The organism is Chryseobacterium tagetis (assembly GCF_016735585.2).
In the GTDB taxonomy this organism is placed as follows: Bacteria; Bacteroidota; Bacteroidia; order Flavobacteriales; family Weeksellaceae; genus Chryseobacterium; species Chryseobacterium tagetis.
Window position 1 is genome coordinate 78,104 of the sequence record NZ_JAERSE020000003.1, and the last position, 16,545, is coordinate 94,648.

The following is a 16,545-nucleotide window of genomic DNA, read 5'->3' on the forward strand; positions in this document are numbered from 1 at the left end:
TAAAAAGTAAATGAAAGAAATCAAAAATTCACGATTCTTTATTGAATGTGTACAGTCAATTAGTTGTATTTAATTGCTTTAACAGGGGATATTTTACTGATTAAATAACTAGGAATAATTAAAGCCAGCCCGGAAATAATTAAAATTCCAACAGAAATAGAGATGATAGCAATTGGGTTCAGATCTACTGGAACAGTACTTACATAATAGTTTTCCGGATTAAGTTTGATTACTCCAAAAAACTTCTGAATTAAAATTAATCCAAGACCAATTGCATTCCCATATAAAAGTCCGGGAATCATAATGATTAAGGTATAATTAATAAAAGTCGCTCTGATCTGAGAATTGCTTGCTCCCAGTGTTTTAAGTAGACCGATTGAATTTGTTCTTTCGATGATAAGAATCAAAAGCACCATGATGATGTTGATGATGACTACAATCAGCATGATAATGATGATAAGTGCAATATTTGTATCATAAATACTTATCCAGTCCGTAATCTGAGGAAATTTATCACTCGCTTTTTCTGCGTAATTTTTGTAGCCGATCAATTTTTCGATTTCAGGATAATCTTTATCGATATCATTGACATCTTTTAGAAAAATATCGATTCCGCCTACTTCATCAGGTTTCATATCCTGAATTTTTCTTACATGATTGATTCCTCCGATAACGAATTGTTCATCAATCATCTTGATATCGGTTTTATAAATTCCGACCACTTCAAATTTTCTGTAAATTGGTTTTTGGTCAATTTTAGAAAATATGGTAACAATGCTGTCTTTAAGTTTTAAATGAAGGTCATTGGCAATTTTTTGAGAAATAGTGACTCCATGATTATAACCTACTTCTGTTACCACAGGAGTACGTCCTTCAATTAGGAATTTTTTGAAACGTAAGCTGTCAAAATCTTTTCCGACTCCTTTAAAAATAATTCCGGCAAAATTATGCTCATTACGCATAATACCTGTCACGGTAGCATATTTTTGTACACTTGCCACATCGGGAAGATCCTTTATTTTCTGAAGTTCCAGTCCCTGATTGTCCAGAACCGAAGTGTTGTAAGATGAATTGGATTTTGTAGACTTTATGGTAATGTGCCCACTAAAGTCGGCTAATCTTTCCTTGATTGCTTTCTTTGAACCAAAACCTGTAGAAACGGTGATAAGAGAAACAATGATCCCTAAAGCTACAGAGAGTCTGCCGATGAAGATGATAACCCTTGAGAGATTATTTTTGTTATCTTTGGAAAACGCTATTTTTCTAGAGAAATATAAAGGAAATTTCAAGCTTATGAATTTAGATTTCAAAATTAAAAATTTACTTCTTATTTGCCTAATTTTTTTAGGAGTATTCAATCAATATTCTTCTCAGACTCAATCTGATTTCAAAACGGGAGCCGATCAGCCGGAACTTTATCTGCCTTTGTTGAAAGGTAAAACAATTGGTGTGGTGACGAATCAGACAGGTCTTATGAGTGATAGAACACATTTGGTAGATTTTTTAGTTAAAAATGGCATTAAGATTCAATCCATTTTCGCTCCGGAACATGGTTTTCGTGGCGATGCAGATGCCGGAGAAAAAGTGAAAAACGGAGTAGATGTAAAAACAGGGATTCCGATCGTTTCTTTATATGGAAACAATAAAAAGCCAAAACCTGAACAATTGAAAGGAATTGATCTGGTTGTTTTTGATATTCAGGATGTGGGAGTGAGATTCTATACTTATATTTCAACTTTAACTTATCTGATGGAAGCCGGAGCGGAAAACAATGTTGAAATCATGGTTTTAGATCGTCCGAATCCGCATGACGGGTATACAGATGGACCTGTTTTAAAGAAAAAATGGGCGAGCTTTGTCGGAATGCACGAAGTTCCTGTTGTGTATGGCTTAACGATAGGGGAATATGGGAAAATGGTGAATGGTGAAAAATGGCTGAAAAATGGCGTTCAGGCAAAATATACCGTAATTCCAATGAAGGATTATCATAAAAAACAACGTTATCCGATTTTAGATAAACCTTCACCTAATTTACCGAATGATAAATCCATTAATCTGTACCCAAGCTTATGTTTTTTTGAAGGAACACAGGTTTCTGTAGGAAGAGGAACAGATTTGCCGTTTCAGATTTACGGTTCCCCGTGGACGCCAAATTTACCTTATCAATTTACTCCTAAACCTAATTTTGGGGCGAAAGATCCATTTTTAAACGGAAAGTTATGTTATGGAGAAAATCTGTCTGATTATACAACCGATTTAAGAGAACTGAATTTGGAATGGGTGATAAAAGCATATAAAAACTATAAGAATCCTGAGCTGGATTTTTTCCTTAAAAATCTATGGTTTGACACCTTATCCGGAACTGATGAATTAAGAAAACAGATCATTGCCGGAAAATCAATCCAGGAGATAAAAGCATCATGGAAATCTGATTTGAAAGATTTTGAAAAGATAAGAAGTAAATATATTCTTTATGAGAATTAAAGAATAGCTACTAAATAAAAGGTCAATTGTAAACTTACAATTGACCTTTTTTATTTTTAATCAAAATCCTGAGGCGGATTTTTGTCATTTTTGCCTTTGTTCATAATGAAAAGACCTATCGTTAATCCGATTACCCCGGCTGATGCAATCATTAAAGCCCGTTCTATCTTATCAGCTTCTTCATTTCCTAAGTAATTCATTAAAAATAAAATCGCAAAGGTGATAGCGCAGACTAAAATATGATTTCTTCCAAATAATTTCATAGTGATTATCTTAATTTATACGAGATCATTACACCGCCACGGTAAGGAAGCCATTCTCCACTTCTGTCCCATTCGCGTCCCATTCTGTCTTTCAGATTATCATAACGGTCACCGCTTACCTTATCATATCCCTTATAAAAACTCTGCATGGTTCCTATTCCAAGATAAATATCGATATTCCATCTGTCTTTCCATTTGAACTGGTATCCTCCTACTGCCCCTGCAATAAAAGTAAATCCTTTTTGGTATAGGTTAGATTGTATATATGGAGTCTCTTCACCATCTTTATGAGTATATAAATTATCATTCCAGTAGTTCCATTTCTGTATATTGAAAACTCCTCCTGAAATATTGGCACCAATATAAAATTTTTCAAAAGCTTTGCTGAAATAATATCTTCCGTCAAAACCTAATAAGTAGGCTTGTGCATGTTTTCCAGCAAAAGATTTCCATGGAGAAATAAAGATATCGCCCTGCAAAGTGAATTTTTTGCTTAATTGATGTTCAACTCCCACATTTACAATCCCAACAGGAATGAGTAAAGCATTTCCTTTTACATATATTTGTGTTTCAGTTTTTTCTTCAGGGACATCAGCTATTTGTGCATGTATGGTTTGTAATGCAAATAATCCGAATAAAGAGATTAAAATTTTATTTTTCAAGACTATATTATTTGATTTGTTTTAATAATTCTTCTGCAAGACCTGCGTCTTTATTATTTTGAACAGCAATATTTCTGGACATTTCAGCGAAGTTCTTAGCGGTTTCTTTATTTCCAGTTAAAAAATAAATTTTTGCTAAAATATAAGTGTTTTCAGAAGTTTCACCACGCATTACTGATTGTTCTGCCCATTCAGCCGCTTTTTTTAGAGAGCTTGGGGTTTTTACGTGCTCAGAAAAAATCCAGGCAGCTTTTAATAGTTCATTAGGTTCGAATGAATCTGTTTTTTTATAATATTCTAGAGCTGTTTTTTCGTATTCAGTGAAGTTGGCAGTTTGTTCGTAATAAGCCAGCTTGGTTTGGTTAAGCTTAATTTGTGCTTCTTCCTTACCAACTAAAGATTCGGCAGTTTTCATGAAGTAGTCTTCATTTATTTTTTTATTTTTTTCATCTATAGACTGCGCGACAACTTTAGATAAAATCAACTGATGATCAAAATCGGAATATGATTGTTCGGGTAAAAAGCTAATGATGTCTGATTTTCTTGCAACAAAAGTTTTATAATTCGGGTCTTCTGTAGATTTTAAGAAATATAATAAATAGCCGATTTCATCTTTCGTTAACGCTTCGGTTTTTTTCTTGTTTTCAAAATATCTTTCGGAAGCCTTTTTAGCAAATTCAAAATCAGAAGTAGAGTTGAGCTTGATGATATTGACCAAAAATTCAGGATCTTTTTCCCCTTTGGCAAATCGTTCCTTTAAAGATCCTTTGGCATTATTGGGAGAATTGATGTCTTGTGCCATAAGCAAAAACATGCTTTCTTCCATATATCCGTAGTTTTGAGAAACTAATTCTCCTTCCCCATTTAAGAAAAGATAAGTAGGGTATGAACGAACTGCAAATTTAGCAGCTACTTCTCTGCCTTCCCCTTTTTCCATATCAATTCGGGCATTGACAAAATTTTTATTGAAAAAATCACCTACTGATTTTGTAACAAAAACGTTTTTCTCCATCATTTTACAAGGTCCGCACCAGGAAGCATAAGCATCTATAAAAACCAGTTTTTTTTCTTTTTTTGCTTTGGCTACTAAATCTTTAAAAGGAATATCTTGGAATTGGATTCCATCCTGAGCGAAGGTGAAAAGAGAGATCAATATGAATAACCCTGAAACGATACTTTTCATTTTCAATTTGAAATTTAAAAAAGCGAAGATACTTATTTTAAATGAATGTAAATTGATGCTGAAAACAAAAAAACCATCTCAAGTGAGATGGTTTTAAAGTGGTTTCTCCAGGAATCGAACCAGGGACACATGGATTTTCAATCCATTGCTCTACCAACTGAGCTAAGAAACCATTTTGTGGTACTTCTTTTTTGAAGTGGTGCAAAAGTATAACATTTTATAATATCAGACAAGTTTTTAAAGCATCTTTTTGAAAAAATCTACAGGAAGAGGTTACTTTGTTTTTTAATTAATTGCTATTCAGTTATTTATTTTTGGTGTTTTTTTGTTTTAATTCTCCAGATAATCTTTTTAACAATAAAACTAGTCACGATGATTCGCCTTATTTATTGAGCTGTTTGTAAAATAACGTATAAATATTACCATTTTTCTACTTAGTTACAGTAATAATGTTGGTTTTTAAAGCCTTACAACGTTAAATTTTTAATGTATGATTTATAAATCATTGATTTTGTATAGTTTATATTGCCCTAGTAATTGTTAGTCGTAGAACTACTACATTTTTTTAAATTTAATGAAAAATATAAGTTTTAATCTATTATTACATCTATATTTGGTGATATAGAAAAAAATAACCAATCATAATTTATAAATAATGGCAGATAGAAATTCAAGAGGAATTTTAAAATTTAACAACGGTGAAGGGCAGAAAGTACTAAAGTTAAACTACACTGTATCAAGATCTACAGATGTGTCAGGACGCGTAGCATCAGATCCATCCAACGCTCTTATTAAAATTACCGTGGAAGCTACAGAAAAATCAGACATTTTGGAAAGCTTTTTGAATGGAAAATATAAACCTACAGTAGGTGAAGTCACATTTAATAAATCTCATGAAGAAGGAACCTTAACCACTTTAAAGTGGAGCAACGGATATGTGATTCAGCACGAAGTAGATTTTGATGCAGTAGATAACAACAGCATGTATATCACTTTTATTGTAAGTGCTGAGCAGATTGATCTGGGCAATTCTTCCTATGATGGAGGATGGCCTTCTTAAATATGGTTTGAAATTAAATATAAGGCAGAATCGCATTCCGACTGAAGGATATTGCTCTAAAGCAGTTATTTATTTTTAAGAAATTAAAAAACACCTCACATCATTATTATGAATACAAATGCTTCGAATTCCGATAAGATTTCTGAGAATCATATTCCGGGAATCAACCGTGTAGTGAAATTGGATATTGTGATTGAAGGTAAGATTATCAAGCACTTCAAGCGTTTCCGTCTGCAGCAGAGTGTTAGACGGCATCACAACTTTGAACTTGTTCTTGCTCATGACTCTCTGGGAGAAACTCAGAATCATACCTTAGAACAGGCACGCCAGTTTTTAGGAAAACGGATTACCATCGTTTTTAAATATAAAGACTATGAAAACGCGAGTCCTGAAAGAAATTTTGTTGGCGTTATCACCAAAGTAGCTTTCAGTCAGGAACAAATGAGTCTTGGAAATATTGTTCTTAAAGGGCAAAGTCCCACGATTCTTATGGATGCGGCTCCCCATACTCAGAGTTTTGGAGGTGATCAGGCTGTCAATACAGGTATTATTGCCAATAAAATAATCAAAGATGCCTTCGGATCAGGAAAATTTGATTTCAGGGTAGAAAATCAGAACAAAAGCTATATCAATTACAGTTCGCAGTATAATGAAACCCATTACAATTATCTTGCTAGGACTGCTGAAGCTTACGGAGAACAGTTTTATTATGATGGTGAAGTTCTTCATTTCGGAAAGCTTCCTCCTTCTGAAAAACCAATCCGCCTTGTATACGGAAGCAATGCCACTGATGTTCAGGTGGAATTGAATGCTGTACATACCAATCCCGAATTCTTTGGATACAACAGCAGCAGCCACACCAAAATGGAGGGTGCTGAAAACAATATTAAGCATGTAGGAGGAATTCCTTCCGAGGCTTATGAGCTTAATAACAGTATTTTTAAAACACGCTCGCTTTCTCCGGCACCCATCAATGCCAATATGTTCGTGGATGTGGATGATTCGCAGAAAAGTGCAGCAGGAAGTGCAGCCGTAGAAGTTTTCACGGTTTCAGGAAACACTACAGTTCCGTTTTTATATCCCGGCTGCCTTGCTGATATTGAAATGAGGAAACCGGACAGCAACCAGACTTCTTATTTTACAAAAATTACGATTACAGAAGTTTTTCATGAAGTAAAAGAAAGGGGAGACTACACCGGAAATTTTGAAGCTATTGCAGATGGGACAGGCTTTATGCCGAAGCCTGATTTTGTACAGCCTAAGGCAGAGCCGCAGGTGGCGACTGTCATTTCCAATACAGATCCTCTTAACCAAGGGCGAATTCAGGTGCAGTTTGACTGGCAGAAAAATCCAGATACCACTCATTTTATCAGAATGATGAGTCCGGATGCAGGTGGGACAGATATGATCACCCAAAACAGAGGTTTTGTAGCAGTTCCTGAAGTGGGCGATCAGGTAATGGTCGGCTTTGAATATCATCATCCTGATTTTCCTTTCGCAATGGGAGGAATGTTTCATGGACAGGTAGCTTTAGGAGGAAGTATCAATAATCATATTAAATCTATACAAACCAGAAGCGGAAATAAAGTAATCTTTAATGATCAGGAAGGAAGTATTTTTATTGAAGATCCAAGCGGGAATACTTACCTCATGGATGGGAAAGGAAATATTACCGTTAATGCTCCTAAAAATATAACCTTCATGGCAGGAGAAAATGTACAAATTAATGCTGGAAAAAATATCATTGCCTCTGCCCAGAGAAATGTGAATATTATGGCCGGAGAAGATATCACGGAAACAGCCAATGATGACTATAATCTGACGGCAAGTAATATTATCGAAACGGCTGAAGTAGGAAGAAGCTCCATAGCAAAGAATATTACAGAAAATATGGAATCCGGCTCTTATATCAGCACAAAAGACGCCATCAATGTGGAAAGTGCCAAGGAAGTCCTTATCAATAGTGGTAAACAGGTAAAAATGCAATAGTATGGCAGGGGAAGGCGGAAATATCGTACGGAATGTCTTTGGAAAGTCTTATAAAGAGGCTGAAGGCATCATGAAAGATGCCTCCAATGGGACACTGGATTTTAAATCTCCACAGGAAAATACCTTTTATGGGAAAAAAGGAGGGAAGAAATTTGATGAATATCAAGGTAAAAAAGAAACACAGCCATTACTGGTAAAGGAGGTAAAATGTTATGAAGATTTTGCATGTACAAAAGAAATTAAAACGATAAAAAAGGGGGTTAAATATTATTTTAAAGCAACTCAGTACAGTAGAACTCCTTCCAAGGCTGAGCTGAAAAACCTTAAATGGGCGATTCAATATGATGATACTCCTTTGGCTAATGCATCTCAGGTAACAGGAGAAGAAAAAATTTCTTACACGGTTCCTAAAGAAAGAAAACTAACAAAACTAAAAGTATATGCTTTTTTTAAAGCTCCAGATGAAAAGGTAAAAGCAGATGTTTCTTTTAAAATCTTGCCTCCGATTATTATTTTTGTTAATGGATACTGGAATGTAAGCTGGTTGCAAAAAGATGCATTGGGATTCTCTGATGGTAAATCATTAGCTGGTTATTGGGGAAATAGCTTAAGATCAAAAGCAATTCAATATTTTGGAAGTGATTCAGAAGTGTTTTTTTTAAATGGAGCGGATACAGCTTTTAGCAGTGGAAATAAAAGATATGCTAATGGTAGAGATTTCGCTGTTTCCAGATTTGGTAATAAGCAATCCAAATTCTATAAAGCAGTTTTTGAAGATTCTCGAAGGATAATGGTGGTATCTCATAGTATGGGAGGGGCATTTGCAGAAGGTGTGATTAGTGTTTTAAAAGAAAAGAAACTTGATGTTGAAAAAGTAGTGCATTTATCTCCCGCAGATAATTCAGGGTTTTCTGCAAATTATCCGGATAAAACATACCAACTCGATATAAGTTGGGACCCTGTTTTAATGTATAAAAATCTAAATGATAGAGATTATATTGGAAGTATCAAGGCTGCTGGTTTAATGCAAAACCCAGGGCATGATCAATATGGCCATGCTAATACTAAGTTAGAAGGATATGTATGGGATTGGTTTGAAGATCTTGAAGTTATTACTTTAACTTTTAGCCGTACTGAAACCGTATATCAGCGTATGCCTTCAGATGGTTTGGGGCCAGCGACTTCAATACCGATGAAAGTAAATATTTATAAAAGCAGTGGAATGAAGCATAATAAGCAATTCATAAGAATTTATAAAAACAAAGAAACTTATCACGAGCATTCAAAAAATGAATACGAAAAATCATAACGAATTATGAATAAAACACTAAAGTGGTTGTTAGGTCTGGTAATAATTTGTACCCTATTATATTTTGGAATTAAGTTCTTTGCTGTTTCCTGGTTGAGTTATTTTTCAAATCCTCCTAGAATTGAAAGTATGGGAGACGAAAATTTAATTGAAAAAATTAAAAAGGACTACCATTTACAGGAAGTAGAACGTACACCAGCTTTTGAAAGAGAAGTGAAAAAGGATACAGTAACCTATGCTTTGTACTTGTACAGTAAAGATTTTTGTGAAATAAAAGAAGATTCAATATATGGAAAATCTAAAAATATAGCAAGGGAGATTAATAAGTTAAAACTAGATTCAAGATTTTATAAATATAAAATTGTTTTTTGTTGCAAACTTTATAATCCTAGTGGGATTTCATTTCAATACTTAAGAAAAGAGGTCAATAAACCTGAATTTTAAGAGTTTAAAACCACCCCTAGTCCAGAAGGAGTACCAGATGATATGAAAACATTTAAACCTTTGTAATGTATGAGTTTGATTAAAAATAAATTGATTAGCCTTTTTATATATTCAGTTCTTTGGTTTTTATTTTTAGAATTTGTATTTGAAAATTCTTATGAAGTTATAGATCCGTGTGCTTCAACACCTTCAACGGAGTTTTCTAATATGATATTTATAGTTCCGGTTGTTCTTGCTCTCTTATTTTTCTATTTATACTATGGAGTGGCAAATGAACTTTCTAAAAGCAAAAAAATTGTTTTCTCTATTGTCGTTTTATTTGTTTTGCCATTAATTTTTGCTTGGATTAATTATCACATATTAGAAATTGATTTTATAAAGAATTTGATAAAAGGTATTTCTCTTGATGGTAAAGTGTATGAAGTAGGCTGTTATAATGATATGGTAATTAATTCTTCTGCATTATATCTCTTGAATAGTATAATGGTTTTTATTTTCTCATGGTTTACCATTCAGATTATTAAGGAGCAATAGTATGATAATAGATAAAAGATCAAAAATAGTCATTGGAATTATAATGTTTCTCGAACTTCTTTTTCTGGTAAGAGCATATATTATTTATTCCTTTTTAACGAATGATTCGCTTACTGGAGATGGAGTTTATGATCCGGAAAAATATGATAGAGAATTTTTTTCAACGATAGTATATTCTATTTTGATTATGGTTTTTCTGGCGGTTATAAGTATTTTGATTTTTAGGAAAAGGGCCGTAAAATTTAGGATGGATAGAAATGAAATTTTGAAGTTTTAGATAGTAAGATAATAGGTAATAAAAAAGTAATATGGTAGAAACCAGAGTAAAACCTTTTCAGAAATATACATCAGTAATCCATGATTATCAGGTGGAAAATGCTCTTGAAATACAGTTTGGAGAATCTAAAGGGTTTTATTCATCCTATAAAATTACATTACAGGAAGAAATAAATGAAGACCAGACCAAAAACTGGCAGATAGATAAAGTAGAAGATTCTTCTTTTCCGTCTGAAAATAAATTTATGGAAATCCTGCATGTGTTGGAGCAGGATTCTTATCCGTTACAAATAAAAGTTGATGAAAAAGGAAATTTTTTAGAAGCTGTAGGTCATCAGAAAAATATAGAAGACTGGAAACAGAAAACAGCGGGTCTTCAGGAAAAGTATGATAATGTTGATGTTTTCAGAAACCAATATCTGGTGGCATTTGAAGATGAAGCCGGTTTTTATAAAAATAAGCTGAAAGAACCTTTTTGGAATTTGCTGTTGTTCGCCCCTCATTACGTAGACAACGGAAAAAAAACTAACGAATCCATCGTATGGAATATCAAAGGAATAGGCGATGTAGAATGTACAGGAGTGATCAGTGCTGAACAGAGAGACTATGGTTTTGAAGCCTTTTTTACATCAGAAATAAAAGCTCCTGAAATCATAAAAGAAGAATTGGATAAAAAATACCCATATCAGAAAGGGCAATATCAGATGAAATTGAATATAAAGATGGAATACAACTCCCGGAAAAAACAATATTCCACAAAGAAAGCAGACTTTATATTATCAGACGGAGAAAAAACAGTATACCGGGAAACGATTACAATGACTTAACCTTAGAATAAATGACATGGCGGATAAAGGATACATCATTATAGAAGGAGCCACTGCATACTGCAGCAGTTCCGTAACCAACAATTCCAACGGAACCGCCGTTCCGATGGAAGTGAAAAGCCAGAAGAAAAAATTAGGCAAGAACAAATATTTTGCCCAGAGCAAACCTGTAGCCACTTATCTGGATGATAAAGCAGAAAGTTTCGGTGGCGGAAACGGCTTTGGAAACTGTAAAGGATCTGATGGAAAAACATATCCTTGTAAAGGCAAATGCAATATCAAGTACAAAGATTACTACGAAAATGTAGAGTTCAATAAAAGCATGAAAATCCTGCTGGATGTTTCCACTGGAAACTGCCCCGGATATGGAGTTCCGGGAACTGTCGCTTTTGCAACAACCGGACAGGCTAATAATGTTTCGCAGATTGATGTGAAGGAAGCTGATGAATTTTCAGTAGCCAATACATCACCGCAATGGTCTACGTCATCTGCAGCTGCTTCTACAACATCCGTAGCTTCAGTTTCCATGACATTGCCAATCTCTGTAGCCAAACCGTCAGGAACGTATTATTATATTCAGATGACGGGAGGGATTTTTAACTCATTTATGAATCCTATAGCAATAGATAATCTTTCTCTTACCGCACAATTCAAAGGAGATAGTACAAAAATTATCTGGGCTCTTTTTAAAGGTGATGGTACCAAAGATAAAATCAAAACCTTTATTGGTTTAGGCAGTGTCTTTAACCAATCAATGAGTAAGATATTCAGTGGTCTTGAAGAAGGAAAATACCGTATCGAAGCTTATGGAAAGAAACCGGGTGATAATAATTGCTCGGTAATCATAGAAGTTGTCAAAGACTTTGTTAAAAAAATTGTCGCTCCCGGTACTTCTACCTTGGTTAATATTCCTTTTCCCCTGTCCGTAGAGCTGAAACTGAATACAAGCGCAGATCAATTGAAAATATTAAACCGCAATGTTTTCACTCCTATTGTGAATACAGCTCAGTGGAAAGTAAAACAGGGAACAACAGTATTGTATAACAGTTCTACTGGGACTTCAGCTTCTCATCTTGTTGGTGTGAGCACTGTGGCGGGAAAAGTATTATTAACTTTTAAAAACGCCGGAACCTATACTGTAGAAGCATTTACAGATCCTACAGATCCAAAACCGGAATCCATACAGGTTAAAATAGAAAACTCTTTAGGGGTTATGGGGGTTACAGGAGATGCCGGTCTGCTGAGGTTTAGTGATATATTGAAAGTGAGAGCTTCAAAGTTCAATGTCAACTATATGCCTTCGGGAACTTCTGTACATTGGTATCTGAAAAAAGAAGGAGCAGGCCGGCTTACTGCATTTGAGGGCTCATCATCATTTAAAACTGGATCTATTAATAAAAAAGTTTCAGAACTGTTGTATAATGATGCTCACCTTGATAGTAGCCAATATTTTGGTAAATATACATTGGAAGCTTATGCTAATCCACTGGGAAGTGGTAAGCAGCCTGCATTTTCAGGATCCGACTGTTTTAATTTTGAAGTCATTAAAAATGTTGTAGATAAATTTACGCTTCCTGCTGCGAATATTCCTAAAGGAACAAAAGTAAAATATACCGCCACAGCAAGAATTGCCACTCTTGCCGGAAATGAAGCTGTAAAAGTGGAAGTCCCCCAAAATGTTACCGATAACGGAGATGGAACACTTACTTTTAATGAGCTAGGTGAATATACCATTTCAGCTTATCTGACAGGTGATTACACTGATAATAAAAAGATTGAAGCTAAAATAAAAGTATCTGAACCCTCTGTGAAAAGAGCACTTTGGGCGTATGGAACCGGCGTTAAACGTACAGAAACAGGATTCGCGGAAGAAACATACGGCTTTCTGGAAATCGATGGTCTCCAGAATCAGGCACTGAAAGTGAAAGTCTGGATAAAAGGAGAAGGAGATGATTTCTACAAAGAGAAAGAGAAATACATGCTGGAGGAGAAAAGTGTGACTCTTAATAATGAAGGAAAAGCTTCCTTTATGATCACTACGAATGATGATTATAAGAAAAAGATGGAGGCGGCCATTCCTAAAACGACAGAAAATCCTAATCCTTCTTACCGATTAATATTTACCGTGGAGCTTCAGGCGGGCTCATCTACAGAAGTTGTCCTGCCATCTGCTATTTCCATTCAGGGAACGCGTCCGGTGGTTGTAGACGGAACCACCACTTATCTGGAAGTGTTGGATTCTAATGAAGAACTGGTAATCACTTCAGAACAGAAAATTGTTTCCATCATGTTTTCTACGGAAGACGGTAAAGATATCCAGCGTATGCAGACCTTCTATGGAAAAACCCATAAGCTTTGGGTGCATACCGTTAATATGACGGAAGAAACGCTTAAAATAGATGTGCTGAAAGAAATTCCTAAAGAAGGAATGAATGAAAATGATCATATCACCTATACCCACGAAAGTAAACAAAGCTATAACGAAGAAAAAACAGGAAAAGATGGCTTGCTCGAAGTTTCCTTCACCCCCAAGGAAGAATGGAAAAATCCACCAAAAAACTTTGATTATTATATAGCACAGGTTTCCCGACAGGTTCAGGATCCTGCCGATCCCAAAAAGAAAGTCTGGAAAATAGAAAAAAGCCAGTTTACAATCAATAGTACACTTCCTGCAGATCTGGTACGGACAGAGGATATGGAGAAGCTGGGAATTCATGCGAAAAAGAAAGATGGAACGGCGTTTACTCAGCAGGAGATGTTGGAATTGCGTAAACAGTTTATTTTCTATGAAAATGGATGTCTAAAGGTTTCTCAGAAAGAAACACCTGAAACTATTGATAATGATGTAACGCCTGTAATGGTGGAGATGGCAGAGGTGAGAAAGCAGAAATCCTGTTATTGTAACCGCGGTTTTACTGAAAAAGAAATGGAAGACCTCATTAAAGCAATGACAGGAGGTACTGAAATTTGGAAAGGAATAAAAGAAAGTTGTGATATTACAGATAAAACTATTAAGAGCTTAACAGCTGAGGTAAATGCTATGTTTGCCAGCAATGGAATTAATCGTTGTATGCAGAAAATATCATTCCTTGCAAATGTATCTGAAGAAACAGGTTTTTTTGTACAGAGTAAAGAAGAAAAAAGTAAATACCTGTCTAGTCAGAGTACTTACAAAGGAAGAGGTATACTTCAGATTACTGGTATTGATGACGGAACAGGGTACTATAATAGTCCGGGACCTTATAAAAACTATGGGAAAGATAAGTATGCCAATGAGAATAAATTCCTTGATGATAATGCTGATCTTATTTCTAAAGATCTTCACAATGCGGTAGATGTAGGGGGCTGGATTTTTAATTTCAAAAAAGTGCCTTCATGGGAGCTTAATCCTAAAAAGACTTATTCTAAAGAACTTACGGAAACCCTTGCCTGGAAGCGCACTTACTTTAGTAAAGGATTAGGGAAGAGCCTTACGGAGCTTGGGATTTTGATGGAAGAAGAAGAAGAAAAATATTTTTTCTTACAGGGGAAAATTTTGAATGGATATGCTCCTGCCGACAGATTAGAAAAACCACCTATAGGGTGGGAAGGACGTAAAAAGGCTTTGGGGAAATTAAAAACATGGTTTAAATACGATAAAAAAGTCTGTGACGGAGAAGCTGTAGCTATGCCAAATCTTGAAGGAAGAGCCCCATGGATGGAGTTGGTTTGGAAAGAAGAAGCTAAAAACCTTGTTGAAACAGGGAGTAATAAAGAAATTCAGAAGTTTTTTGACGGAACGCCTTATGAGAGTCAAATGAAAAATGGTACAAAAAATGAAGAAGATATAGCATGGTGTGCAGCATTTGTTAATTGGATCATGAAACATTACGGATATGAAGGAGTTACTACTGATAAAGGGTACGATGCTGTAAGAGCACTAAAATGGGCAACATGGGCTGAAGGAAAAGATTTGAAGAAGCCAGTGTATGGTGCAATTGCTGTGAAAACCAGATCAGGAGGAGGACATGTTGGTTTTGTTGCCGGTAAGAAAGGGAATAAAGTTGTGATATTAGGAGGAAATCAGTCGCAAAAATTATATTGTGTATCTTATGATATTTCTGACTATTTTGCATATATAGTTCCAAACAATTATGAAATTACTGATGCAGATTATAATTTACCTGAATATAAAGGGAATCCTGGAGCAAAAGGATCGGAACTTTAAACAAAAAGAAAAAGATGAAATATAAAATTTTAGTTAGCCTGCTTTTTATTTCTTCAGTTTTGGTGTCCTGCCAGGATAAAAAATCTGATAATAAAAATAGTACAATTGCTGTTAAAGAAAGCTCAGCGGGTTTGCAGTTTAATCAAGACGTTAATACTATGCTAAAAAAACAGTTGGAATACGGAAAACCTTCTTTTGATAACCCGTACCAGTATTCTGAGAAAGATCTGGAAGTGACAATTCCAATACTCAACCAATTACTTTTGGATAATGGATATAAAGTGATCAGTAGTGAAGAATTTAATACCAAAATAAAGCAGATATTTAACAGAATTATTGATCAGAAGTCATCGAGTAAATTTCTTTATGTTAACTTTATTGATAAGTGTGATAAAGCATTGAATTATATTCCGAATAATGCTGAAAATAACGGAATATTCGTGGTGAAAAATCAGAATTTTATTACAGATCTTTATCCTCTTCCAACTATTATTGAATATCAAAAAACGTATGCTGAAACCGCTCAGGAAGAAAATACTGCTTCTAAAAACTATAAAGATGCGAGCGGTAATGAAGTCAAAAAATACTTATGGAAAGACGTTTCCAATCTTAAAGAACAGAAAAAAAAGAATATACAAACATTAATTGCCAGAAACCTGTATCTATTCAATGATAATAAAGCCCAATACAAATGGCTTATACTTAATGATCCATATTTTATGGAAAGTTTAGTGAAAACCTTTGGATATACGCAGGATGTTGATTTATTGAAATGGGTTGTTGAAAGAACGAAGTTTGATAAAAAAGATCCGTCTGATTATGGTAAACTTTTCTGGATAAAAGATTGTAATGAAGGTATAAGACTTCATACTAATACCTTTAAAGAACTACAAAAACTTTATATTCCTAATGACTCCTCTGAAAACAGATTTATCCTCAACAATATTAAAGAATATTTAGAATATTTGGAGAATAACGAGAATGCTGAATCAAAAACCTTGACAGAAACTGATAAAGTAAAAATAATGGCTAATCTGGCTTATTTTGCGGAACAGTATAAATACGATTCGTCTTACAAGGATGGGACAAGAATGATGGGGAGACTGCGGTTCTTTTTGGGAGATAGTTCCAGAGATATTCTACAGAAAAATAATTATTTTGGCCTTCCAAAATTTAAAGAGTGGTGGGATAATGCAGATTATGATGAATATTTCGTTGAAGAATGTGAATACAACGGAACATGCGGTCCGGACAATCAGCCGATGAATATAACGGAATGGAGAAAGAAACATCCTAAAAAATAATAT

Annotated in this window: 13 protein-coding genes and 1 tRNA gene; 9 read left to right on the top strand and 5 right to left on the bottom strand. The window is 34.7% G+C overall.

From position 1 onward, the window contains the following. Positions 1-59: 59 nt before the first annotated feature. The gene (locus JI747_RS10330) at positions 60-1,289 is read right to left on the bottom strand and encodes an ABC transporter permease (RefSeq protein ID WP_225688377.1); all 1,230 of its coding nucleotides are present in this window, start codon (positions 1,287-1,289) and stop codon (positions 60-62) included. 4 nt (positions 1,290-1,293) lie between these two features. Here JI747_RS10330 and JI747_RS10335 point away from each other — a divergent pair, with 4 nt between their 5' ends. Beyond that, complete coding sequence (locus JI747_RS10335) at positions 1,294-2,484, top strand: exo-beta-N-acetylmuramidase NamZ family protein (protein ID WP_225688378.1); 1,191 nt, start codon at positions 1,294-1,296, stop codon at positions 2,482-2,484. A gap of 56 nt (positions 2,485-2,540) precedes the next feature. Here the strand turns inward: JI747_RS10335 and JI747_RS10340 are convergent, their stop codons facing one another. The 4 genes from JI747_RS10340 to JI747_RS10355 all read right to left on the bottom strand — a co-directional run bounded on the left by JI747_RS10340 (position 2,541) and on the right by JI747_RS10355 (position 4,764). Next, a complete protein-coding gene (locus JI747_RS10340; protein WP_225688380.1) occupies positions 2,541-2,747 on the bottom strand; it encodes a hypothetical protein in 207 nt (68 codons plus the stop codon). Positions 2,748-2,752: 5 nt separating this feature from the next. Further along, positions 2,753-3,409 (bottom strand): DUF3575 domain-containing protein, encoded by a 657-nt coding sequence (locus tag JI747_RS10345; protein ID WP_225688382.1) that lies wholly within the window; start codon positions 3,407-3,409, stop codon positions 2,753-2,755. A 7-nt stretch (positions 3,410-3,416) separates the two neighbouring features. Then, positions 3,417-4,592 carry a thioredoxin family protein gene (locus tag JI747_RS10350; protein WP_225688384.1) on the bottom strand — a complete coding sequence of 392 codons (1,176 nt, stop codon included), beginning with the start codon at positions 4,590-4,592 and terminating at the stop codon, positions 3,417-3,419. A gap of 99 nt (positions 4,593-4,691) precedes the next feature. Continuing rightward, positions 4,692-4,764, bottom strand: a tRNA-Phe gene (locus JI747_RS10355). A 483-nt stretch (positions 4,765-5,247) separates the two neighbouring features. On the opposite strand from JI747_RS10355, the gene tssD reads away from it, so the two are divergent. From tssD to JI747_RS10395, 8 genes are all read left to right on the top strand, one after another. Next, the gene (tssD, locus tag JI747_RS10360; protein WP_225688386.1) at positions 5,248-5,652 is read left to right on the top strand and encodes a type VI secretion system tube protein TssD; all 405 of its coding nucleotides are present in this window, start codon (positions 5,248-5,250) and stop codon (positions 5,650-5,652) included. 108 nt (positions 5,653-5,760) lie between these two features. Beyond that, positions 5,761-7,641 (top strand): type VI secretion system Vgr family protein, encoded by a 1,881-nt coding sequence (locus tag JI747_RS10365; RefSeq protein WP_225688388.1) that lies wholly within the window; start codon positions 5,761-5,763, stop codon positions 7,639-7,641. 1 nt (position 7,642) lies between these two features. Beyond that, the gene (locus JI747_RS10370; RefSeq protein ID WP_225688390.1) at positions 7,643-8,950 is read left to right on the top strand and encodes a hypothetical protein; all 1,308 of its coding nucleotides are present in this window, start codon (positions 7,643-7,645) and stop codon (positions 8,948-8,950) included. 6 nt (positions 8,951-8,956) lie between these two features. Further along, positions 8,957-9,394, top strand: a complete 438-nt coding sequence (locus JI747_RS10375; RefSeq protein WP_225688393.1) for a hypothetical protein — start codon at positions 8,957-8,959, stop codon at positions 9,392-9,394. Positions 9,395-9,463: 69 nt separating this feature from the next. Continuing rightward, positions 9,464-9,928: a hypothetical protein gene (locus JI747_RS10380; protein ID WP_225688395.1), complete on the top strand. Its 465-nt coding sequence runs from the start codon at positions 9,464-9,466 to the stop codon at positions 9,926-9,928. A gap of 308 nt (positions 9,929-10,236) precedes the next feature. Continuing rightward, complete coding sequence (locus tag JI747_RS10385) at positions 10,237-11,031, top strand: hypothetical protein (protein WP_225688397.1); 795 nt, start codon at positions 10,237-10,239, stop codon at positions 11,029-11,031. Positions 11,032-11,047: 16 nt separating this feature from the next. After that, the gene (locus tag JI747_RS10390; RefSeq protein ID WP_225688399.1) at positions 11,048-15,238 is read left to right on the top strand and encodes a TIGR02594 family protein; all 4,191 of its coding nucleotides are present in this window, start codon (positions 11,048-11,050) and stop codon (positions 15,236-15,238) included. 14 nt (positions 15,239-15,252) lie between these two features. Beyond that, positions 15,253-16,542: a hypothetical protein gene (locus JI747_RS10395; protein ID WP_225688401.1), complete on the top strand. Its 1,290-nt coding sequence runs from the start codon at positions 15,253-15,255 to the stop codon at positions 16,540-16,542. Positions 16,543-16,545: the final 3 nt, after the last annotated feature.

Excerpts from the sequence above, each read along its gene's own strand:
- JI747_RS10335 (WP_225688378.1), top strand. The coding sequence starts at position 1,294 with ATGAATTTAGATTTCAAAATTAAAAATTTACTTCTTATTTGCCTAATT.
- JI747_RS10340 (WP_225688380.1), bottom strand. The coding sequence starts at position 2,747 with ATGAAATTATTTGGAAGAAATCATATTTTAGTCTGCGCTATCACCTTT.
- JI747_RS10350 (WP_225688384.1), bottom strand. The coding sequence starts at position 4,592 with ATGAAAAGTATCGTTTCAGGGTTATTCATATTGATCTCTCTTTTCACC.
- tssD (WP_225688386.1), top strand. The coding sequence starts at position 5,248 with ATGGCAGATAGAAATTCAAGAGGAATTTTAAAATTTAACAACGGTGAA.
- JI747_RS10365 (WP_225688388.1), top strand. The coding sequence starts at position 5,761 with ATGAATACAAATGCTTCGAATTCCGATAAGATTTCTGAGAATCATATT.
- JI747_RS10370 (WP_225688390.1), top strand. The coding sequence starts at position 7,643 with ATGGCAGGGGAAGGCGGAAATATCGTACGGAATGTCTTTGGAAAGTCT.
- JI747_RS10375 (WP_225688393.1), top strand. The coding sequence starts at position 8,957 with ATGAATAAAACACTAAAGTGGTTGTTAGGTCTGGTAATAATTTGTACC.
- JI747_RS10380 (WP_225688395.1), top strand. The coding sequence starts at position 9,464 with ATGAGTTTGATTAAAAATAAATTGATTAGCCTTTTTATATATTCAGTT.
- JI747_RS10385 (WP_225688397.1), top strand. The coding sequence starts at position 10,237 with ATGGTAGAAACCAGAGTAAAACCTTTTCAGAAATATACATCAGTAATC.
- JI747_RS10390 (WP_225688399.1), top strand. The coding sequence starts at position 11,048 with ATGGCGGATAAAGGATACATCATTATAGAAGGAGCCACTGCATACTGC.
- JI747_RS10395 (WP_225688401.1), top strand. The coding sequence starts at position 15,253 with ATGAAATATAAAATTTTAGTTAGCCTGCTTTTTATTTCTTCAGTTTTG.